The 21,634-nt window shown below is 71.7% G+C and carries 18 protein-coding genes and 1 tRNA gene; 10 read left to right on the forward strand and 9 right to left on the reverse strand.

Features of this window, described 5'->3' with window-relative positions:
• Nucleotides 1–77: 77 nt before the first annotated feature.
• Complete coding sequence (locus ACLF3M_RS08315) at nt 78–1,520, forward strand: aldo/keto reductase (protein ID WP_430656424.1); 1,443 nt, start codon at nt 78–80, stop codon at nt 1,518–1,520.
• A gap of 6 nt (nt 1,521–1,526) precedes the next feature.
• On the opposite strand, the gene def is transcribed toward ACLF3M_RS08315, so the two are convergent.
• The 3 genes from def to ACLF3M_RS08330 form a co-directional block, all read right to left on the reverse strand.
• Complete coding sequence (gene def, locus ACLF3M_RS08320; protein ID WP_430656425.1) at nt 1,527–2,075, reverse strand: peptide deformylase; 549 nt, start codon at nt 2,073–2,075, stop codon at nt 1,527–1,529.
• Between the two features lie 28 nt (nt 2,076–2,103).
• Nucleotides 2,104–3,219: a THUMP domain-containing class I SAM-dependent RNA methyltransferase gene (locus tag ACLF3M_RS08325; protein WP_430656426.1), complete on the reverse strand. Its 1,116-nt coding sequence runs from the start codon at nt 3,217–3,219 to the stop codon at nt 2,104–2,106.
• 112 nt (nt 3,220–3,331) lie between these two features.
• Complete coding sequence (locus ACLF3M_RS08330) at nt 3,332–4,045, reverse strand: glutathione S-transferase (RefSeq protein ID WP_430656427.1); 714 nt, start codon at nt 4,043–4,045, stop codon at nt 3,332–3,334.
• Between the two features lie 45 nt (nt 4,046–4,090).
• Here ACLF3M_RS08330 and ACLF3M_RS08335 point away from each other — a divergent pair, with 45 nt between their 5' ends.
• Nucleotides 4,091–5,377, forward strand: coding sequence for a polyhydroxyalkanoate depolymerase (locus ACLF3M_RS08335; protein ID WP_430656428.1), 1,287 nt, complete (start codon nt 4,091–4,093; stop codon nt 5,375–5,377).
• A gap of 7 nt (nt 5,378–5,384) precedes the next feature.
• Here the strand turns inward: ACLF3M_RS08335 and ACLF3M_RS08340 are convergent, their stop codons facing one another.
• Nucleotides 5,385–6,671, reverse strand: a complete 1,287-nt coding sequence (locus tag ACLF3M_RS08340) for a TMEM43 family protein (protein ID WP_430656429.1) — start codon at nt 6,669–6,671, stop codon at nt 5,385–5,387.
• 347 nt (nt 6,672–7,018) lie between these two features.
• On the opposite strand from ACLF3M_RS08340, the gene gyrA reads away from it, so the two are divergent.
• The 6 genes from gyrA to ACLF3M_RS08370 all read left to right on the forward strand — a co-directional run bounded on the left by gyrA (nt 7,019) and on the right by ACLF3M_RS08370 (nt 13,262).
• Nucleotides 7,019–9,757 (forward strand): DNA gyrase subunit A, encoded by a 2,739-nt coding sequence (gyrA, locus tag ACLF3M_RS08345; protein ID WP_430656460.1) that lies wholly within the window; start codon nt 7,019–7,021, stop codon nt 9,755–9,757.
• Nucleotides 9,750–10,274, forward strand: coding sequence for a pantetheine-phosphate adenylyltransferase (gene coaD / locus ACLF3M_RS08350; protein ID WP_430656430.1), 525 nt, complete (start codon nt 9,750–9,752; stop codon nt 10,272–10,274). The genes gyrA and coaD overlap by 8 nt, the downstream gene beginning before the upstream one ends.
• Entirely contained in the window at nt 10,271–10,828 is a 558-nt protein-coding gene (locus ACLF3M_RS08355) for a peptidylprolyl isomerase (protein WP_430656431.1), read from the forward strand. The genes coaD and ACLF3M_RS08355 overlap by 4 nt, the downstream gene beginning before the upstream one ends.
• Nucleotides 10,829–10,897: 69 nt before the next feature.
• On the forward strand, nt 10,898–11,449 hold the full coding sequence (locus tag ACLF3M_RS08360) for a peptidylprolyl isomerase (RefSeq protein WP_430656432.1): 552 nt from the start codon (nt 10,898–10,900) through the stop codon (nt 11,447–11,449).
• A gap of 35 nt (nt 11,450–11,484) precedes the next feature.
• Nucleotides 11,485–11,560 (forward strand) — tRNA-Lys (locus ACLF3M_RS08365).
• Nucleotides 11,561–11,657: 97 nt separating this feature from the next.
• A complete protein-coding gene (locus tag ACLF3M_RS08370; RefSeq protein WP_430656433.1) occupies nt 11,658–13,262 on the forward strand; it encodes a glycosyltransferase family 61 protein in 1,605 nt (534 codons plus the stop codon).
• A gap of 31 nt (nt 13,263–13,293) precedes the next feature.
• Here the strand turns inward: ACLF3M_RS08370 and ACLF3M_RS08375 are convergent, their stop codons facing one another.
• The 5 genes from ACLF3M_RS08375 to ACLF3M_RS08395 form a co-directional block, all read right to left on the reverse strand.
• Nucleotides 13,294–14,001 carry an FkbM family methyltransferase gene (locus tag ACLF3M_RS08375; protein ID WP_430656434.1) on the reverse strand — a complete coding sequence of 236 codons (708 nt, stop codon included), beginning with the start codon at nt 13,999–14,001 and terminating at the stop codon, nt 13,294–13,296.
• Nucleotides 13,998–15,200, reverse strand: coding sequence for a glycosyltransferase 61 family protein (locus ACLF3M_RS08380; protein ID WP_430656435.1), 1,203 nt, complete (start codon nt 15,198–15,200; stop codon nt 13,998–14,000). The genes ACLF3M_RS08375 and ACLF3M_RS08380 overlap by 4 nt, the downstream gene beginning before the upstream one ends.
• Complete coding sequence (locus ACLF3M_RS08385; RefSeq protein WP_430656436.1) at nt 15,197–16,117, reverse strand: WcbI family polysaccharide biosynthesis putative acetyltransferase; 921 nt, start codon at nt 16,115–16,117, stop codon at nt 15,197–15,199. Before ACLF3M_RS08385 ends, ACLF3M_RS08380 begins: the two co-directional genes overlap by 4 nt.
• 19 nt (nt 16,118–16,136) lie before the next feature.
• Nucleotides 16,137–17,087, reverse strand: coding sequence for a UDP-glucuronic acid decarboxylase family protein (locus ACLF3M_RS08390; protein ID WP_430656437.1), 951 nt, complete (start codon nt 17,085–17,087; stop codon nt 16,137–16,139).
• A 65-nt stretch (nt 17,088–17,152) separates the two neighbouring features.
• A complete protein-coding gene (locus tag ACLF3M_RS08395) occupies nt 17,153–18,127 on the reverse strand; it encodes a glycosyltransferase family 2 protein (RefSeq protein WP_430656438.1) in 975 nt (324 codons plus the stop codon).
• A 180-nt stretch (nt 18,128–18,307) separates the two neighbouring features.
• On the opposite strand from ACLF3M_RS08395, the gene ACLF3M_RS08400 reads away from it, so the two are divergent.
• Nucleotides 18,308–19,405 (forward strand): GSCFA domain-containing protein, encoded by a 1,098-nt coding sequence (locus tag ACLF3M_RS08400; RefSeq protein ID WP_430656439.1) that lies wholly within the window; start codon nt 18,308–18,310, stop codon nt 19,403–19,405.
• Nucleotides 19,402–21,615: a hypothetical protein gene (locus ACLF3M_RS08405; RefSeq protein ID WP_430656440.1), complete on the forward strand. Its 2,214-nt coding sequence runs from the start codon at nt 19,402–19,404 to the stop codon at nt 21,613–21,615. Before ACLF3M_RS08400 ends, ACLF3M_RS08405 begins: the two co-directional genes overlap by 4 nt.
• Nucleotides 21,616–21,634 lie beyond the last annotated feature (19 nt).

The following is a 21,634-nucleotide window of genomic DNA, read 5'->3' on the forward strand; positions in this document are numbered from 1 at the left end:
GTGACTGATGGTTTCTGCGCGGCGGCCGTTCGACCGCTCGGCGCGCTGTGCGCGCCGCCACCGCTAGGAATCATGTCGTGAAACCACCGCGCACGCTGCTCGCCCCGGGGTTCGAGGTCAGCCGCATCGTCACCGGCCTCTGGCAGGTGGCGGACCAGGAACGCGAGGGCCGCGGCCTGGACCACGCCGCGGCCGCGGCCACGCTGGCGGAGTATGCCGCGGCCGGCTTCGACGCCTTCGACATGGCCGACCACTACGGCGGTGCCGAGGATATCGCCGGCCTGTTCCGGCGCCAGGGCGGGCAGGCCGCGGTCTTCACGAAATGGGTGCCGACGCCGGGCCCGATGACGCGCGACGTGGTGCGCGAGGGCGTGGGCCGCAGCCTGCAGCGGCTCGGCTCCGCGCCGGAGCTGATGCAGTTCCATTGGTGGACCTTCAGGCATCCGGCCTGGCTCGACGCGCTGAAGGAAATGGCCGTGATGCGCGCGGAGGGCGCGCTGCAGCATCTCGGTGTCACCAATTTCGACACCGACCATCTGCGCGTCGCCGTGAAGAACGGCGTGCCGGTCGCGACCAACCAGCTGTCCTTCTCGCTGCTCGACCGGCGCGCGGCCGGGGACATGTCCGGCTTCTGCCTGGCGAACGGCGTGAAGCTGCTGGCCTATGGCACGCTGGGCGGCGGGTTCCTGTCCGATCGCTGGGTCGGCCGCGACGAGCCCGCGGAGGCCGACATCGCGGACTGGTCGAAGATGAAATACCGCCGCTTCATCACGGCCATGGGCGGCTGGGGCGTGTTCCAGCGGCTGATGAGCGAGTTGCAGGCCGTCGCGCGGCGCCACGGCGTCTCGGTCTCCAACGTCGCGACGCGCTGGGTGCTGCAACATCAGGCGGTCGGCGCGGTGATCATCGGCGCCAGGCTGACGGAATCCGAGCACCGCGCGGACAACCTGCGCCTGTTCTCCTTCGCGCTGGACGAGGAAGACCAGGCGCGGATCGGCAGCGCGCTCGCGGCCAGCACGCCGATCCCCGGGGATTGCGGCGACGAGTACCGCAAGCCGCCCTATCTCACGGCCGCCGGCGACCTCAGCCACCACCTGGAGAGCCTGCCCAGGATCTACGGCGCCACCGAGTTCCGGCCCGGCCGCCTGCGCGTGGATTCCGGCAGCGTCTGGGAAGGGCTCTGCGGCTATTCCCGCGCGGTGCGCGTCGGCAAGCGCATCATGGTGAGCGGCACGACGGCGACGCATACCGACGGCTCCGTCGTCTGCGCCGGCGATCCCGGTGGGCAGGCCGTCTACATCCTCGACAAGATCGCCGCCGCGATCGAGGCGCTGGGCGGCACGATGGACGACGTCGTGCAGACCCGGGTCTGGCTGCGCGACGCCAGCCACTGGGAGCCCGTGGGATGCGTGCATGGCCGCGTCTTTGCCGCGGCGCGGCCGGCCAACACGCTGGTGGAAGTCGGCCGCCTGGTCGGCGACTACCTAGTCGAGATCGAGGCCGAGGCCGTCCTGGACTGAGGAGCGTCAGCTCTTCGGGAAGACCGGCGGCGCTTCGAAGCGCGTGATCTCCTCGATGAACCCCATCCTGCTGAAGTCGGTCATGCGCATGGGGTAGAGGACGCCGTCGAGGTGGTCGTATTCGTGCTGCACCACGGCGGCATGGAAGAAGCTGACCTCGGCGGAGACCTCGCGGCCGTCGCAATCCACGCCGCGGTAGCGGATGCGCTTGTAGCGCGGCACGGCGGCGCGCAGGCCGGGGATGGACAGGCAGCCTTCCCAGCGCAGGTGCTTCTCCTCGGTGACGGGCTCGATGACGGGGTTGATGACGACGGTGTTGCCGACGATTGTGTCGCCTGGCTCGCCGCTGGACCGGTGCGGCTGCACGCGGAAGACGAAGAGCCGCAGAGGCACGTGAACCTGCGGCGCGGCCAGGCCGGCGCCGGGCGCGTCCTCCATCGTCTCGTACATGTCCTGGACGAGCTTGCGAATCTCCGGCGCGCCGGGATCCGCGACGGGTTCGCATTTCTGCAGCAGGACAGGGTGGCCCATGCGGGCGATCTTCAGGATGGCCATGCCCGCAGCATAGGGCCGCCGTGCCGCATCAGGCGAGGGGGGCCGTCCGGTACAGCGTCACCCGCAGCCCGCCATGCGGAACCGGCGGGCCGGCTTCGAGGAAGGGCAGGCGCGTCGCATGCGCCAGGCGCTTCTCGCTGGCGATCAAGCCGACGCGCCAGCCCCTGAAGCGCGTGAGCAGCGCCTGTCCCAGCGCCTGGTAGAGCGGCAGCAGCGCGCCCTTGTCGCCGAGCCGCGTGCCATAGGGCGGGTTGACGATCACGAGGCCCGGCGGGCCGTCCGGCGGGACGATGGCGCCGACCGGCCGCTGCTCGAACAGCGTCAGGTCGCGGACCCCTGCACGTTCCGCATTCGCGCGGCTCATCGCGACGGCGCCGGCGTCGCGGTCGCTGCCGTGGAAGCGGAAGGGCGTCTCGCGCCGGCTCTTCGCCTCGCGCAGCTTCCGCCAGGCCGCCTCGTCGAAGGTGGCGAGGTGTTCGAAGGCGAAGCGCCGCGACCGGCCGGGATTGAGCCGCGCGGCGATCTCCGCGGCCTCGATCACGAAGGTGCCGGAGCCGCACATGGGGTCCAGGACGGGTTCGCCGCCGTCGAAGCCGCAGGCCAGCAGGAACAGCGCGGCCATGCTCTCGCGCATCGGGGCGGCGTTCACCTCCTGCTTGTGGCCACGGCGGTGGAGCATCTCGCCGGAGGTGTCCACGCTGATCGTGCAGAGATCGTGGTCGATGCGGGCGCGGATGGTCACCTCGGCGTCGGGCGAGGGAGGCGTGCCGAGCGCGTCGCGTATCGCGCGCTCGATGCGCTCGGCCGCGGCGCCGCTGTGCCAGATCTTCGACGCGGCGCAGCTCGCTTCCACGCGGAAGGGCACGCCCGGCCGCAGCACGGCGCGCCAGTCCAGGCCATGCGCGCGATCGTCGAGTTGCGCGAGATGCGTCACGCGGAAGGACGCGATCCGCGCCAGCACGCGCGTCGCGCCGCGCAGCCAAAGATTCGCGCGCCAGACATCGGGCCAAGCGCCGCGGATCGTCACGCCGCCTGGCACCGGCTTGATCTGCTTGAAGGCCTTTGAGCGGACCTCCTGCGCCAGTGCCTCCTCCAGCCCGGGCGGGCAGGCCAGGAAGATCTCGAAGCCGCGCGCGTCGGTCACGTCGGCATGCGTGTGTCGTGGCGGGGACGGCCCCGGTCGCTGTCGGTCGCGACGGCGCGGGCGGCGTCGTCCTCCGGCAGAGGTCCTCGGCGACCAGGCATTCCGCGGCTGGTCAGAACTCGGCGTCCAGTTCCAGCTCGACGATCTGCTGCTCGGGCTCGGCCAGCGCGGCGCGCACCCATTCCTGCACGTCGGGCCAGGCCTCGATGGTCGTCGCATAGCCCTCGCACGCCGCATCCAGCGCGACGCCGTAGCTCCGGCAGCGCAGCACCACCGGCGCGTACATCGCATCCGCCACCGTCGGCCGCGCGCCGAACAGCCAGGGGCCGCCCCATGCGTCCAGGCAGTCGCGCCAGAGGCCGAAGATGCGCTCGAGGTCGGCGCGCGCCGCCGACCACACCGTGAAGCCCGGGATGCTGGCGCGCAGGTTGAAGGGCAGGGAGGAGCGCAGCGCGTGGAAGCCCGCATGCATCTCGCCCGAGATCGCGCGGCAGCGCGCCCGCGCGATCCGGTTCTCCGGCATCATCCGCGCCTCCGGCACGATCTCGTTGAGGTGCTCGGCGATGCCGAGGGTGTCCCAGATCTCGATGCCGCCGTCCTGCTCCAGGCAGGGCAGCAGGATGGAGGAGGAGTTGTTCAGCAGCTCCGCCCGCGTCGAGGGATCGTCGGGGGAGGCGACGACGACCTTGAAGGGGATGCCGGCAAGCCGCATCAGCAGGAAGCCGCGCAGCGACCAGGAGGAGTAGTTGCGGCTGCTGATGCGCAGGATCGCCGGCGCCGCACCCGGATCAGCGGGCGCCTTTCGGCCGGGCGGGGCAGGCGGCATCGCGGGTCTCCGTGTCCGGTCGCGACGCTACCAGCGATCTCGCAATTGCGAAATGGCGCGCTTCTTGCCAACCTGCCGGCGCTCAACGCCTGGGGGTGCGAGTTGGCGCGGATCTTCTACCCGGCGTTCCAGGCGCGGCAGGACACGCTCGCTCCGTTGCGCGGGGCGGCGCGCGGCGTCTCGGGTCTCCTCGCCGGGCTCGACAGCCGCCACCCCATCTTCGACCCGCTGCGCGCCTGGGCGGCGGCGGCCGGCGTGGTCGGCCATTTCCACCTCACCCAGGCCAGGCCGGATTTCGCCATCGGCCCCGTGCGCGTCGGCAACCAGGTCCTGGAGGTCGAGGAGCAGGTCGTGGCCGCGACGCCCTTCGCGAGCCTGGTGCATTTCCGCCGCGATGTCGGGCATCGCCTGCCGCGGGTTCTGGTCGTCGCGCCGATGTCGGGCCATTTCGCGACGCTGCTCGCGGGCACGGTGCGCGTGCTGCTGCAGGACCACGACGTCTACATCACGGATTGGCACAACGCGCGCGCCGTGCCGCTCGCCGCCGGACGCTTTGGCCTCGACGAGTATGTCGAGCACATCATGGCGTTCCAGCGCGCGATCGGCCCGGGCGGGCACGTGCTGGCGGTCTGCCAGCCCGTCGCTGCGGTGCTGGCCGCCGTCGCGATCATGGCGGAGGACCATGACCGCGCCTCGCCGCGGACGATGACCCTGATGGCCGGGCCGGTGGATGCGCGCCAGCACCCGACGGAGGTGAACCGCCTGGCCTTGAAGCATGGGATCGAGTGGTTCGAGCGGATGCTGATCTCGCAGGTGCCCTGGCGCTTCGCGGGATCGGGGCGGCGCGTCTATCCCGGTGCGCTGCAGCTCGCGGCCTTCATGTCGATGAACATCGGGCGCCACGTGAAGTCGCATCAGGACCAGTTCTGGCACCTGTTCGACGGCGACGAGGCGCGGGCGACGCAGCACCGGAAGTTCTACGACGAGTACCTCGCGGTGATGGACCTGCCGGCCGAGTTCTTCCTTGAGACCGTGAAGTCCGTCTTCCAGGACTTCTCGCTGGCCAGGGGCGAGATGACCTGGCGCGGCCGCAAGATCCGGCCGGAGGCGATCCGCCGCACCGCGGTGATGGCGGTTGAGGGCGAGAAGGACGACATCTGCGGCATCGGCCAGACCATGGCGGCGCTAGATCTCTGCCGGTCCGTGCCGCTGACCATGCGGCGGTACCACCTGCAGACCGGCGTCGGCCATTACGGCGTCTTCAGCGGACGCCGCTTCGCCCAGGCGATCTACCCGCGCGTGCGGGAGATGATCCAGGCGCACGAAGGGTAGGGCGGCGTCACCTGTCCCAGGGCCGCCGGCCCGGTGCGGGGGCCGCGGCCGCGGGGCCCGGTGCCGCCGCGCGCATCGCCGCCGGACGCGCCGCCTTCCGCGACGCGCCGAGCCGCGACACCGCGAAGGCGCCAGCGAGCCCGACTGCCAGCACGCCGGCCGCTACCAGCGGGCGGTAGAAGAACCAGGCCACCGCGATCACCGTCGGCGCCAGCACCAGCGTCAGCACCAGCCCCACCAGGAAGGCGCCGGCGCCCGCCACCGTCTCCAGGAACGGAATGACGCTGACCAGGGTCGAGAGCGGCGACCACAGCAGGCAGAAGCCGACCAGCATCAGCACCGCGCCGACCGCCCGCAGGATCCAGGTCAGGACGGTGTTGGAGGCCTCGGCGTCGTGGAACATCTCGGCCGCCGGCACCTGGCCCGCGGCGGTCAGCAGCAGCCGGTCTCCGGCGCGCGTCGCGAAGGGTGCGAAGCCGTCCCCAGCCTGGGCGGCGACGATGCTGGCCGAGGCCGGCGCCGCGGCCTCGAAGCGGATGCGGAGGTCGCCGATGCGCGGCCGCTCGGGATCGGCGCCGACATAGATCGCGTCCCCGACGATCCGCGCCCCCGCCGGCAGCGTCAGCATGGCCTGGTCGAGCGGCAGGGGCCTCGCCTCCCCGATCCCGGCCAGCTGCGCCGCGGAGATGCGGCGGGCGCCCAGCATCGCCTCCGGCGCGGTCTGTGTCGTGCCGGCATAGCGCGGCGTCGGGTTCTGGTGGCCGGATTGCTGGCGGAAGCGGCCGGAATCGATGCGGTCCGCCGCCCAGACCTGGCGGTAGCTGTAGGTCGTGACGGTGTCCTGCGAGCCGCCGAGGTTGGTTCGGCGCTCGGACTGGCTGTCCTCCCGCCACTGGAACATCTCGACCCTGCGGACCAGGCGCGTGGTCCCCGGGCCGGATTGCAGGCCGAAATCGCGGTCCGCTGGCGGCTTGGCGACGGCAAGCGGGCCGGCGACATGGATTAGCCGGCCTTCCATCGCCGGGTCTATCCTGCCCGCATCCGCCGCGGTGACACCCGCAGCGCCCTCTGCCAGGGACCGCGCGGTCTGCACGGCCCGCCCCTCGTTCCAGAACAGCAGGACCGACGCGCCGGGGACCATCGCCAGCCCGATCAGCGCCGCGACCAGGGAGCCGAGCAGCCGCTGGAACCAGGATTTGTGGGTGGTCTCGGTGACGCTATCGCCGCTGGCGTCCTGCTCGACGCCGACCGCGTCAGTGCCGCCCCAGCCGCCATTCCCGTCGCTGTCCGACATCTGCCCCAATCCCCCGATCCGGCGGGGCAAGGGAAGCATCCTGCGGGCCTGCATGGAAGCCGTGCCCGGCGAGGCCGGCAGGGCCTGTCCCCGGTTTGTGCCGTGGCGCCGGGATGCCTATATTCGGCCTGGAAAGCGACCCGCCGCGCCAGGCCGGAGTCGGGAGTTGCGGCAGGGTCCGGCAGGCTGGCAGGCCCGCGGGCGGATCGGCCCGCGGCCGCGCCGCGCATCTGCACGGCGCCGGCGTCCCGGCACCCGGCCCGCTAGAGGACATTGGTTTGAGCGACACGACGCCTGAGGACCCCAACGCGCCCTCCGACATCGCCCCCGTGGGGCTCGAGACGGAGATGCGGCGGTCCTACCTGGACTATGCGATGTCCGTCATCGTCTCGCGCGCGCTGCCCGATGCGCGGGACGGGCTGAAGCCGGTGCACCGGCGCATCCTGTTCGCGATGCACGAGGCCGGGAACACCGCCGACAAGGCGCACCGCAAGTCGGCCCGCGTCGTCGGCGACGTCATGGGCAAGTACCACCCGCATGGCGACAGCGCGATCTACGATGCGATGGTGCGCATGGCGCAGCCCTTCTCGATGCGGGTGCCGCTGATCGACGGGCAGGGCAATTTCGGCAGCATGGACGGCGATGCCCCGGCGGCCATGCGCTACACCGAGGTGCGCCTCGCGCGATCCGCCGCCGCGCTGCTCGCGGGGATCGAGGAGGACACGGTCGACTTCGTCCCGAACTATGACGAGAGCGCCGAGGAGCCGCGCGTCCTGCCGGCCGCCTATCCGAACCTGCTGGTCAACGGCGCCGGCGGCATCGCGGTCGGCATGGCGACGAACATCCCGACGCACAATCCGGGCGAGGTGATCGACGCCACCCTGAAGCTCATCGAGGATCCCGCGACGAGCCTGCAGGATCTCATGCGGATCATCCCGGGCCCCGACTTCCCGACGGGCGGGCTGATCCTCGGGCGCGCCGGCATCCGCAGCGCCTTCGAGACGGGCCGCGGCTCCATCCCGCTGCGGGCGCGCGCGACGATCGAGGAGATGCGCGGCGGGCGGTCGATGATTGTCGTCTCGGAGATCCCCTACCAGGTCAACAAGGCGACGCTGATCGAGAAGATCGCGGAGCTGGTGCGCGCCAAGGCGATCGAGGGCATCTCGGACCTGCGCGACGAGAGCGACCGCGATGGCTTGCGCATCGTCGTCGAGCTGAAGAAGGACGCGACGCCCGAGGTCGTGCTGAACCAGCTCTACCGCTTCACTCAGCTGCAGACCTCCTTCAGCGTCAACTTCGTCGCGCTGGACGAAGGCAAGCCGCAGCTGATGGGGCTGCGCGACGCGCTGCTCGCCTTCATCAGGTTCCGCGAGGAGGTGATCACCCGCCGCAGCCGCTTCCGCCTGGACAAGGCGCGCGACCGTGGCCACAACCTGATCGGCCTGGCCGTCGCCGTCGCGAATATCGACGAGGTGATCCGCCTGATCCGCGCTGCGCCGGATGCGAATGCCGCGCGCGTCGCGCTGATGGGGCGGGACTGGCCGGCGGCCGATATCGGCCCGCTGCTTGCGCTTGTGGACGACCACCGCAACGTGCTGACGGAAGCCGGCACGGTCCGCCTGACCGAGGACCAGGCCAAGGGCATCCTGGAGCTCCGCCTGCAGCGCCTGACGGGCCTCGAGCGCGAGAAGATCAACGCGGAGCTGACCGAGGTCGGCGCGACGATCCGCGAATTGCTGGAGATCCTGGGATCGCGCCCGCGCCGGCTGGAGCTGATGCGGGAGGAACTGCTCGCGGTGCGCGCACAGATCGCCGTGCCGCGGATGACGGAGATCGTGGATGGCGTCGCCGACCAGGACGACGAGAGCCTGATCGAGCCCGGCACCATGGTCGTCACCATGACGCGCGATGGCTACGTCAAGCGCACCAGCCTCGACCTGTTCCGCGCGCAGCATCGCGGCGGCCGCGGCCGCACCGGCGCCGGGCGGCGGGAGGACGACATCGTCGTCCGCAGCTTCGTGGCCCACACCCATCAATGGGTGCTGTTCTTCACGAGCCGCGGCATGGCCTTCCGCGAGAAGATCTGGCAGTTGCCGGAAGGTGGAGCGACGGGCCGCGGGCGCAGCCTGCGCCAGGTGCTGCAGCTCCAGCAGGACGAGACGGTCACCGCCGTGCTGCCGCTGCCTCAGGACGAGACGCTGTGGGAGAACCTGCACCTCGTCTTCGCGACGGCCTGCGGGAATGTCCGGCGCAACAAGCTCTCGGACTTCAGGAATGTCCGCGCCACCGGCCTGATCGCCATGAAGCTCGAGGAAGGCGACAGCCTGATCGGCGTCGCGACCTGCCGCGAGGGCGACGACATCATGCTGGCGACCCGCAACGGCCGCTGCATCCGCTTCCAGGCGGAGGAGGAGACGCTGCGCGTCTTCGCGGGACGCGCGTCCGACGGCGTGCGCGGCATCAGGCTGCTCGGCGAGGACAGGGTGATCTCGCTTGCCGTGCTGCGGCACGTGCCGGGGACGCTGGAGGAGTTCCGCGCCTATCTCCGCGTCGCCGCCCAGCGCCGCCGGCAGGCCGGCGAGGAGAACGGCGACGCCGAGCCCGAGGCCGTCGCGTCGGATGAGGCGGAGGAGCCGGTCGAGATCGTCACCCTTACGCCGGAACGCGAGGCCGAGCTCGCCGAGGCCGAGCAGTTCATCCTGGCCGTGACGGAGAAGGGCTTCGGCAAGCGGAGCTCGGCCTATGAATACCGGCTGGCCGGACGCGGTGGGCAGGGCATCCGCGCGATCGGCTTCGACGAGGGGAAGTGGCGCACGGGGCGCGAGGTGGTGGCGACCTTCACGGTCGAGAAGGGCGATCACCTCATCCTGGTGACCGACGGCGGCAAGGTGATGCGCACCATGGCCGACCAGGTCCGCGTCACCGGCCGCACCGCGATGGGCGTGCGCATCGCCCGGCCGGAGGCCGACGAGCGCGTGATGTCCTGCTTCCCCGTGATGGATGACGAAGAGGAGCCGGCGCAGAACGGCGAGACCGGCGGGGAGAATGGCTCGTTGGCGGCAACGGACGGCAACGGCGATGAGTAGGCAGCGCGTCGGGCTCTATCCCGGCACCTTCGACCCCGTTACCAACGGGCACCTCGACGTCATCGACCGCGCGGCGCGGCTGCTTGATCGCCTCGTGGTCGGCGTTGCGATCAATGCGGGGAAGGGGCCTCTCTTCCCGCTGGAGGAACGCGTCGAACTCGTGCGCGCCGAGACCGACAGGATCGCGGCGAGGACGGGCTGCAATGTCGAGGTGCACCCCTTCACCGGCCTTCTCGTCGGCTATGCGCGGGAGGTGGGCGCGCAGATGATCGTGCGCGGGCTGCGGGCCGTGACAGACTTCGACTACGAGTTCCAGATGACCGGCATGAACCACCGGCTGGACCCGGAGATCGAGACCGTCTTCCTGATGGCCAGCGAGACCAATCAGTTCATCTCCTCGCGCTTCGTGAAGGAGATCGCGCGGCTCGGCGGCGACGTCTCGAGCTTCGTGCCCGCGCTCACCCTGGAACGCACGCTGGCGCGCGTGCGCAGCAAAGACAAGGACGCCGACGCATGACGATCCTCCGCCGCTCGGTCCTGATGGGATCCGCGCTCGCGCTGCCGGCGCTCGCCGCGCGTGCACAGCAGGCCGCCGATCCCGCCAACACGCTGCTGCTCGACCTGAAGGACGGTCAGGTCACGATCCGCCTGCGCCCGGACCTCGCGCCGCTGCATGTCGAGCGGATCAAGACCCTGTCGGGCCAGGGCTTCTACGACGGCACGCCCTTCCATCGCGTGATTGAGGGCTTCATGGCCCAGGGCGGCGATCCCACGGGCCGCGGCACCGGCGGATCGCCCCTGCCGAACCTGCCGGCCGAATTCTCGCAGCCCAGCCGCGCCCGCTTCCTGCGCGGGACCTGCGGCATGGCGCGCTCGCAGGAGCCGAACAGCGCGAACAGCCAGTTCTTCATCATGTTCGCCCCGGCGCCGAGCCTGGACGGGCAGTACACGATCTGGGGTCAGGTCACCGCGGGGATGGAGGCAGTTGACAAGATCAAACGCGGCCAGGGCCAGATGGGCCTGGTGCCGCCGCCCCCCGATCGCGTGATCCGCATGCGCGTGGCCGCCTGAGCCGCCTTCGCCTTGCGCCCTGAAGGGGCGCATGTGACACAGCGCCGACAACACGCCAGGACACCCGCCATGCCCGACATCGCCCCCGAGAACACCCTGCTGCTCGAGACCAAGGACGGCACGGTGACAATCGAGCTGGCGCCCGAACTCGCGCCCCAGCATGTCGAGCGGATCAGGACGCTCGTCTCCCAGGGCTTCTACGACGGCACGCCCTTCCACCGCGTGATCGAGGGCTTCATGGCCCAGGGCGGCGATCCCACGGGGACGGGCACCGGCGGCTCCAGCCTGCCGGACCTGCCGGCCGAATTCTCCCCGCCCGCAAAGGCGCGCTTCCTGCGCGGCACCTGCGGCATGGCGCGGACCAGCAACCCGAACAGCGCGAACAGCCAGTTCTTCATCATGTTCGCCCCGGCCAGCAGCCTGGACGGCCAGTACACGATCTGGGGGCGCGTGGTGTCGGGGATGGAGATCGTGGACCGGATCAAGCGCGGCGGCCCGCCGAACGGCATCGTGCGGGAGCCCGATGTCGTCAAATCCATGCGCCTCGGCGCCGCGCCGGCGGGCGGGGCCGCCGACGGGTCCGGCACCGGGGTTGACAGCGCGCCGGCCGCCGACGCCTAAGACGCCGGCCGCCGTGCCCGCTCGCGGTGGCCAGCGAGCCCGTAGCTCAGCCGGTAGAGCACGTGACTTTTAATCATGGGGTCGTGGGTTCGAGTCCCACCGGGCTCACCACCTCCGCCGGCGCGCCCGCCGCGCCTTCGCCATTCGCCAATCCGTCTCGACGCATCCTCGGCGCCTGGGCGAGGAGGGGCGCGGTGCGGACGGGGCCATGGCGATGAACGACGAGGCTGCGACCGCCGCTGGGACGACAGAAGCCGACGCCGCCCCGCTCGGACTTGTCCTCGGCGCCGCGCACCTGATGCACCTGCCCTTCGCGGGGATGCGCATCGCCGGGCACGTGACCGGGGCCCTTCCGCCGGGGCAGGAGGGATTGCGCCAGGGCAGGGTCACCCTCGCCTGGCTCGGCGCGGATGGCACGGTGCTGCGCCGGGACGAGGTCGCGCTCGCCCTGCCATTGCCGGGGGACGGGGCGGTGCCCTTCGGGATCGATTTCCTCGACGAGAGCCTGCCACCCGGGCCCGGCCTGGCCGACGCGATCCTGCTCGACGCGCGGGGCGGGGTGCGCGCGACGCTACGGGTCGAGACCTGCGTCGTGCCGCATGGCGACCTGCCGCTGCGCGACCACGCCATCGCCCTGCCGCTGCGCGCGATGCGGCTCGAGGCATTGCCCGAATTGCCGCTCGGCGCGCCGGTGCCGCCGGCGCTGGCGGGCGCCGACCGGCGCATCGCGATGCGCGCGCCAGGCCCGATCCCGCTGGCGCCGCTCGAGGCCTCGGACCTGGCCATGATGGGGGCGGCGGGGGGCGCGCCGAAGCGCTTCGTCCATCGGACCTATCCGCTCAATGGCCTATGGGCCGGTGTGGTGCATGGCGCGACGGTGCTCGGGCAGTCCGGGGCGGTGTTCGGCCGCGGCGGCATGGTCGACGAATCCTGGGCCGCGGCGCATCCCCGGACGCCGCCCTGGCACCAGCTCCGCCCCTTCGTGGAGACCCCGGCGGTCCGGCCGGAGCCCTGCGGCGATGCCGGAATCTGGTGGGTCGGGCCCTGGCGCAAGCACAACTACTACCACACGCATGGCGAGGCGCTCTGCGCGCTGGTCCAGCTGGAGATCCTCCGCGACCTCGGCGGCGTCGGGGAGTTCGATATCCTGCTGCCGTCGCTGGCGGGCTGGACGAAGGATGCGGTGGAGCTCCTCGGCCTCGACGCGCGCCGCGTCCGGGTCATCGGCGACGAATGCCTCCGGCCGGAGCGGCTGTACTGGCCGAGCGCGCTGCTGCGCCACAACCTAGGGATCGAGCCACTGCTGCGCACAGTCTGCCGGCGGATCCGGACCGGCGCGCTGGCGCGCGAGGCCGCCGGCACGCTCCGCCTGCCGGAGGCGGCGGGCAGCGGCGACGTGGTCTATGTCGCGCGCACCGACTCGCCGCTGCGGCCGATGCTGAACGAGGACGGGCTGATCGAAGCGTTGCGCGCGCGCGGCGTGCGCATCTTCCTCGCGAAAGAAATGAGCTACCCCGAGCAGGTGCTCTGCGCATCGAGGGCGCGGGTGATGATCGGCCCGCATGGCGCGGGCCTGACCAATGTCGGCTTCGCGCCGCGCGATGCGCTGCTGGTGGAGATCCACCCGCATTTCCTGAACTCGCCGCTCTATCATCGCTTCGCCCAGCTGCTGGGCTGCCGCTACCGCGCCTTCACCGCGCCGGAGGCGGACCCTGCGGAGACCGCGCGGCAGGGCTGGCGCGTGGATATCCCGGCCTTCCTCGGTTATCTCGACGGCCTGCTGGAGGCGGAGGCCCGGGCCGGCCGGCTCTGATCCCCGGCGATCGGCGCGGGAGCTTAATGCGTCAGGCCACGGGCTGGCGGGGATAGGCGGGAAAGCGCTTGTTGCGGAAGTCGGGTGCGAGGTTGCTGCGCACCGCCCTGTCCGACACGAAGACCAGGTTCGACCGCCGCAGGTGCAGCCGGTTGTGCCGCTCGAAAGCCTGCTCGGCGACGCGGAAGAGGAAGTAGCCGAGCGGGCTGAGGAAGCCCAGGAACTCGCCGATCGGGACATGCTTGTCGTTGTGGTGGTGCATGCCCGCCTCCACCTCGAGGAAATCCACCTTCTGGTCGCGCAGCATGCCAGAGAAGCCGCGCAGCACCTCGAGGTCGTGGCCTTCGGTGTCGATCTTGAGGTAGCCGATGCGCTCGATACCATGCGCGGCGCAGAAGCCATCGCCTGTCTCGCGCCGCACGGGTTCGCTCGCTACCGTCGCGCCGTCGCGCAGGATGGCGTTGGAGACCGAGGTTCCCGAGGTCGTCACCCGGACCTCGCCCTCCGCGCTTCCCAGCGCGAGCCGGTGGCAGGCGACGCGCGGCTCGCCCTCCACCGCCCTGCACAGCTCCGCGAAAGAGGCGCTGACCGGCTCGAAGGCGTGGATGCGGGCGGCGGGGAAGAGGCCGAGGAAGGCCAGGCTGCTCTGCCCGCAATTCGCGCCGACGTCGAATACGCAGTCGAAGGGCAGCCTCGGATAGACGCGGCGCGCCAGCGCGATCGCCTCTTCCTGCTTCATGATGCCGCTTCCTCTGCCCGTGCCAGCGCCGCGGCGAGCGCGGCGGCGTCGACCTCGATGTCGAGGTCGCGGTTGAGACGCCGGCAGGGCAGGGGGACGTAGCGGCAGCCCCGGGCCAGCGTCGGATGCACGAAGAGGTGGGTCGGCAGCGGCCGCGGGTACATCTCCACCAGCACCGACCGCGGGTCGGCGAAGAGGATGCTGGTGCAGCCCGCGCCGTGGACGGAGATCACCTGGCGGGCGGCGGCGAAATGCGCGGCCTGGTCCCAGAAGTCGAGCGATTCCATCCGGCGCGCGGCGTAGCCGGCGGCCTCGGCCGCCGCGGCGAAGGCGTCGTGGTCCATGATGCGCCGGCGCTGGGCGCCCTGGCGCGAGACATAGAGCCGCCGGGGCAGGTGGGCGCGCGCCGCCGCGCTGGTCAGCCCGGCGCGCCGCAGCGCCTCCGCGCCCAGCCCGGCGAAGACGTCCAGGATCTCCGGCTGGAACATCAGGTCCCAGCGGTCCCCGGTGGGCTGGAATAGGAAGAGGTCGCGCACGCGATAGGCGCCGGCGGGCACGGGCAGGTAGAAGTTGCCGGAGCCGAGCGGCGCGATCTCCGGCAGGCGGAACATGAACTCGTTGCGCATCGCCGTGGGGTAGTGCGCGCGGTACTCCGGCAGGTCGGGCACCAGGAAGGTGGTGTCGCGCAGGCGCGATCGCGCCGCGATGACGCGCATCACGAAGAGTCCGAGGAAATGCGCGTAGTTCGCCGCCGCCGGGCAGAAGCCGAGGAAGGCGCGGTCGATTGTCGCGTTCACCTGGATCGCGTCGTTGAAGAACCAGTTCTGGTCGCGGTCGAAGCGGACGAAGGGGTTGCCGGGGAAGATGCGCGGGCTGCCGCGCGTCGGGCGCAGGAAGCCGCCCTCGCGGTCGAGCGCCATGCCCTCGGTGCGGGGATGGACGATGACGATGGCGTCCGGCACGCGCACCAGCTGGAAGGCGCCGGGGACGAAGGGCGCCTCGCCCGCGGCGGGCGCCACCGCGGCGAGGGCTGCGCGCTCCTCGGCGTCGTCGGTCAGCAGGCGCGCGGCCCCGTCCGTGACCGGGGGCGGGGAGGGCAGGGTCGTCACGAGCTCGGCGCCGGGCGCGTGGGTGGCGTGGACCTTGGGACGCAGGCTGAAGGAATGCCCGGCCTCGAGGATGCGCGGCGCGTCGGTCACGCCGACACCTCGGTCCAGCCCTGCGGCCCGTGGCGCTGCGCGAAACCCGCGAGCCAGGCGCGCGCCTCCCGCGTCGTCTCGAAGCCGCGCCGCAGCGCGCCTTCGGGGAGCGAGCGGTAGTGCGCGAGGACGCGGGCGAAGTAGTCGGCCTGGGCGAAGCGGCGTCCGTTGATGACGAAGCCCTCCTCCGCCCCGCCAATGCCGAGCTGCCGCGCCGTCGAGGGGAGCATCGGGATGTGCGGGCTCGGCAGGTAGTCCGCGCCCTCCTCCGGCAGGTCGGCGAGCTGGTCGAGCCGGGCGAGGATGCGGTTGGCGAGCGCCACGAAGATCGCCCGCACGGGGTGGTTGACGGTGTGCCCGACCTGGCCGCGGCGGCAGGCTTCGGCGTAGATGTCGGAGGCCGCGACATCCACGCCGCCCTCGGCCTCCCGGGCGCGGAGCGCGTCCAGCGCGGCGGCGAGGGCCGCTTCCGTCGCCTCCGCGCTGCCGAAGCCGGGATCGAGCAGCGTGGCCAGGATCGCCTCGTCCGGCATCCCCGCCAGCACCATCGCGCCGAGAGGCCAGCAGTGATAGGCCATGCGCAGGCCGCGCAGCCGCGTCTCGCCGCCGCCGAGATAGCCCCAGCCAGAGAGCTGGCCGTCGAAATAGAGCGAGGGGATGCGCAGGATCCGGCAGCTCGGCCGCGCCAGCGCCGCCACGCCTTCCATCGAGAGCCAGTCGGCGCCGCGGTAATGGCGCCGGATCGGCTGAAGAACGATGGCGTCGGCCGCGCCGGCGTCGGCCGCGAGTTCCGCCTGCTGCTGCAGCGCCGCGGGCGTGTGCACCTCGCGCGAGGCGAGGATCCAGTTGGGCCGGGCCTCGGCGACCAGGCGGTGCAGCACGGGAAGCTGGCAGTTGCCGTGGAAGTAGACGCGCATCAGGGCCGGCCCGGCTCGCTCACGCGAAGTGGCGCGTCCGGAAATGCGCGATGGTGCGCGCGAGGCCTTCCTCCAGCGGCACGGTCGGCGCCCAGCCCGTGAGCGCGCGCATCCGCGCAATGTCGGGCTGGCGCTGCTTCGGATCGTCCTGCGGCAAGGTGCGGTATTCGATGCTCGACGCCGATCCCGTCATCCGCACCGTCATCTCCGCGAGCTCGCGGATGGTGAATTCCGCGGGGTTGCCGATGTTGAGCGGGCCGGGCTCGTTCGCCGGCTGCTCCATGAAGCGGATCAGCCCCTCCACCAGGTCGTCCACGTAGCAGAAGCTGCGGGTCTGGCTGCCGTCGCCATAGATGGTGATGGGCTCGCCGGCCAGCGCCTGGACGATGAAGTTGGACACCACGCGGCCGTCATTGGGGTGCATGCGGGGGCCGTAAGTGTTGAAGATCCGGGCGACGCGGATCGGCACCCGGTGCTGGCGGTGATAGTCGAAGAACAGCGTCTCCGCGCAGCGCTTGCCCTCGTCGTAGCAGGCGCGCGGCCCGATCGGGTTGACGTTGCCCCAGTACTCCTCGGTCTGCGGATGGATCTGCGGGTCGCCATAGACCTCGCTCGTGGAGGCCTGCAGGACGGGCACGCGCAGCCGCTTCGCCAGGCCCAGCATGTTGATCGCGCCGGCGACCGAGGTCTTGGTCGTCTGCACGGGATCGAACTGGTAGTGCACGGGCGAGGCCGGGCAGGCCAGGTTGTAGATTTCGTCCACCTCCACGTAGAGCGGGAAGGTGACGTCGTGACGCAGCACCTCGAAGAACGGATTGCCCAGGAGGTGGGCGATGTTCTCCCGCGCGCCGGTGAAGAAATTGTCGGCGCAGATCACGTGGTGGCCCGCGCCGATCAGCCGGTCCGCGAGGTGCGAGCCGATGAAGCCCGCGCCGCCGGTGATCAGCACGCGCTTGCGGTAGTGGCGCATCTCAGGGCTCCGTCGGAGAGCGCATCATGCGCGCGCGAGGGTGAAGGAACGACGCATGCACGCCGTCACGCATGCTCCTCCGCCAGGAAGGTGCCGAAGGGCGGCACCGGCAGGTCGCGGTCGCCATAGACCTGACGGCAATGCGCGGCATGCTGGCCGCGCGCTGTCTCGAGCGCGAGGCGCAGGCTGCGCTCCTCCGGCCAGTCGAACTCGGCCTGCTCCTCGGGGAAGATCTCCTCGTGCCCGTAGCCACGCTTGGCCCAGCTTTCCGGGGTGAAGTTCACGCCCTCCGCGCCGACATAGCGGGCCTGGCAGACGAAGGGCATCAGCCGCACGCGGCCGACCGCATAGGTCGCGAGCATCTTCATCGCGTCCTGCGACAGCGCATGCGTCGCCATGCCGAGCGACTTGTGCACGCCGCCAATCCTTGCCTTGGGCCGGACGCGGTAGTCGCAATCCGAGACGATGCGGATATAGGGGTCGATGATCTCGCGCACCTTCAGCCAGTGCTCGCGCGTCACGCCGTAGCCCCAGGCGTGGCCGAGGTTCATCACCTCGCGCCGGCGCGCCATCTGCTCCGCCAGTTTCGCGCGGTGGTGCCCATAGGCCGCGACATAGCCGACCAGGCCGAAGGACGCGGGGCTGGCGGCATAGTCGAGGAAGCGCTGCAGGGTGGCGAGGTAGTGCGGGCCGAGGACCATGTCGTCCTCGAAGAAGGCGGCGGAGGGGAAGCGGCGACGGAGGAAGACGTAGCGCTCCGCGCGGTCGAAGTTCAGCGCGATGCCGATGTTCCGCGGCGCGACGTGGATGGTGCCGTGGGGGAAGACCTCGCGGAAGGTGGCGACCGCGGCCTCGATCTCCTCGTCGGTGGCGTAGCGGGTGCCGGAATGGAAGTTGACGGCGCCGTCCTGGAAGAGGTGCACCTCCCGGCTGCCATCGGCGACCGAGGCCTGGGCGGCGATGGACAGCAGGGTCTGGCGCAGATAGGCCGGGCGGTTGAAGGACATCACCACGACCGGCCCCAGGCCGCCAGCCGCCACGCGATCCGATTGTTCCCTCGGCCCGGCGTCGTGCGGGCTTCCACTCGCCATGCGCTGCCGGCCCCCGGTCACTCAGGCTGCGACTTGCCGCCGCCATGCATGCCCTGTCAACCGCAAGGTGGGATGAAGGCGCGACGGGCGCGCTGGCCGTGTTGCAGGCCCATTGCTAGAGAAGGCCGCATGAGCCAGGACCGACCGGCGCGACGCGAGCATCCCTATGCCGGCCTGCCCGACCGCAACTTCTGGCGCCGGGTCGCCGGACCCTGGGCGGCGGGCGCGCCAGCCGCGGTCTACCGCCCGAAATTCCCCATTGGCCGCGACACGCGGATCGCGACGGCCGGAAGCTGCTTCGCCCAGCATGTCACGCGCGCGCTCCGCCAGGCCGGCTGCGCCATCCTCGACGCCGAGCCCGCGCCCGAGCTCCTGCCGCCGGAACGCCTGCCCGATTTCGGCTACGGGCTCTATTCCGCGCGCTACGGCAACGTCTACACCGCCCGCCAGCTGCTCCACCTGACCGAGGCCGCGCTCGGCCGCCGGCGCATCGAGGAGGCCTGGGAGGAAGACGGGCGCTGGTTCGACCCGATGCGGCCGGGGATCGAGCCCGGCGGCTTCGGCTCGGCCGAGGAGATGCGCGCGATGCGGCGTGCCCATCACGCCGCGATCCGCGGCCTGATCGGGCAGGCGGAGCTGCTGGTCTTCACGCTCGGCCTGACGGAGTGCTGGTTCAACCTCGACGAAGGCCATGCCTACCCCGTCTGCCCCGGCACCGTCGCCGGCCGCTTCGACCCCGTGCGGCACGGCTTCCGCAACCTCAGCGTCGCCGAGGTCGTCGCGGATCTCCGGCAGGCCCTGGCGCTCATGCGGGAGGTCAACCCGGGCCTTCGCCTGCTGCTGACCGTCTCGCCCGTGCCGCTCGCGGCGACCGCGACGGACCAGCATGTCGTCGTCGCGACGACGCTGTCCAAGGCGGTGCTGAGGGCGGCCGCGGCCGAGGTCGCGGCGGGCGATCCCGGGGTGGATTATTTCCCTTCCTTCGAGCTCGTCACATCGCATCTGTCCGGCGATGCGTTCGGGCGGGACCGCCGCAACGTGCGGCCCGAGGTCGTGGACGCGGTGATGGCCTGCTTCCTCGGGGCCTGCGGGCTGGCAGACCGGCCTCCGCCGGGGGCGGCCCTCGACGCGACAGCCGCCGAGGCCGAGGATCTGGCCGAGGCCGAGGAGATGCGGATCATCTGCGACGAAGCCGAACTCGATCCGGAGCTGGCCGCCGCGCGATGAAGCTCCGGATCGTCGGCGATTCGCACGTGGTCGCGCTGGCGGCGGGACGGCGCCTCCTCCCGCCCAGCGCCTGGCCGCAGGGGATCCCGATCGCCAAGCTCTTCTCCTTCCCCGCGACGCGCAGGCCCTTCCACCAGGCCGGCGCGGATGGCGTCGCCTTCCTCGACGAGGACATGGGCCGGCGCCTGCACACCGTCACCGGCGACAGCGTCATGCGGGCGGGGGAGGACGTCTTCGCGATCTCGCTGCCCTTCTCCACCAGCCTCCTGCTCTGGAGCGCGACCTGGCGGACGCACCGGCCATGGCGGCGCTGCCCCGACGGGCTGCAGCCCGTCAGCGACGGCGCCGTCGCGGCGATGGTCCTCGACCATTTCCGGCACGCCCTGGCCTGGCTGGCGGATCTGCGAGGCGCCGGGGTGCGCTTCTTCGTCATGGAATCCCCGCCGGTGCGCCAGCGGGACATCGGCGTGAAGAAGACCGGCTCGCCGGAGGCGGTGATCGAGCTCGACCGGCTCGCGCGCGACGCCATCGACGCCGAGCTCGGCCGCCTCGGCATCCCGGTGCTGCGCGCCCCGCGGGAGGCGTACCAGGGCGCACCCCGGGCCAGCTTCCTGCGGGAAGAGCTGGGCGAGCCGACCGACCGCCATCACGCCAACGCGGCCTATGCGGCGCTGCAGCTGCCGCGCCTGCTGGATTTCGCGGCCTCGCTCGGCCCCGGTCCGCAGGGCAGCGTCCACCACGCGGCCATGCTGGCCGAGGCCGAGGCGCGCTGCGCGGCCGGCGAGAGCGAGGCGGGCTTCGCCCTGTTCGACCGGGCGCTCGCCGAGGTGGATCCGGCGGCCGATCGCGCCGGCTTCGCGGGGGTGGCCGAGCGCTACCTCGCCGCCGCGGCTCGCGGCCGCGAGCATGTCGAGCACGCCCGGGCCTTGCTCGCGAGGCTGCGGGGGCTCGCCGGCAGCACGCTGCCGCTGGGCTGCGAGCTCGTCGCCGCGCGCTCCAAGGTGCTGATGGACGGGCCGGAGCGGCTGCGCGTCTTCCTCCGCGCGCTGCATGAAGGCGGCACACCGGCGCTGCGCACCGAGGCGATCCGGGGCGGGCTGATCGCCGCGATCGCGCTGCGCGACCGCGCCGCCCTTGGCTTCCTGGCCGCGCAGGGCGAGACGCTGCGGGATGAGATCGCGGCCGGCCGCCATGCCGTCGAGACCGCGCAGCTGCTGGGCGATGCGGCGCTGCTGCTCGATGCGCCGCACCGCGCGCGGCCCTTCTACCGCGCCGTGCTCGCCGCCCGGCCGGACCTCGTGCCGGCCCTGATCGGCGAGGCCGCCGTCGCGCTCGAGGCCGGGGAGGTGGCGGCGGCGCGGTCGGGGCTGGAGCGCGCGCTTGCCGAGACGGACCCGGTGCGCGAGCCGTTGCTCGCGACCCTGCTGTCCTACGGCACGGCCGCCCTTGCAGCGCCGCCGGAGCCCTCGGTGGAGGCCTTCGTCTTCACGCATCTGCATCGCCGCGAGAAACTGCAGGCCTTCGCCGATCTGGCGGGCCCGGGCCTCGGCCTGATCGAGCGCACCGTCTCCACGATGCGCGAGCGGATGGAACTGCCGCCGGGCTTCCCGATCACCGTGCTCTACGACCACCAGGACACATCGGACAACGCGACCTATCGCCGAAACCTCGAGGCCTGGTGCGCGGAAGAAAGCCTCGGGCTGGTGGTGAACCACGGCAACGGGCTGCGCCGGCAATGGCTGGACGCGATGGCGCGGGCGCGGACGGACCTCGTGCTGCTGGTGGAGCACGACCTGGAATTCCAGCCGACCTGCCCGCCGCTGTCGCGCGTCGCGGGCACGATGCGGGCGCGGCCGGACGTCTTCTACATTCGCTACGCCCGCCGTTCGAACGTGGTGGCGGGCTACGACACGATCCTGACCCAGGGCGCGCGCGACCGCGAAAGCCGGATCTGCCGGACGCCGAGCTTCTCGAACAACCCGCAGCTCGTGCGGCGCGACTACCTGCTGCAGGTCATCCGGCCGCTGATCTCGGAGCGCTCGGGGGCCGACCAGGAGAATTTCGGCGCCGGCGGCGTGGAGCGCACGGTCAATGCCCGCTACCGCCATGTCGAGGCGCGGGTCGGGCTGCCCGCCGCCATGCGGCTGTTCGGCACCTTCATCTGGGGCCATCCCGGGGACCCGCGGACGGCGACGCATATCGGGCGGTAGCCGGCGGTCGGCCCGGGCG

The organism is Falsiroseomonas sp. HW251 (genome assembly GCF_050563545.1).
Lineage (GTDB): Bacteria > Pseudomonadota > Alphaproteobacteria > Acetobacterales > Acetobacteraceae > Falsiroseomonas.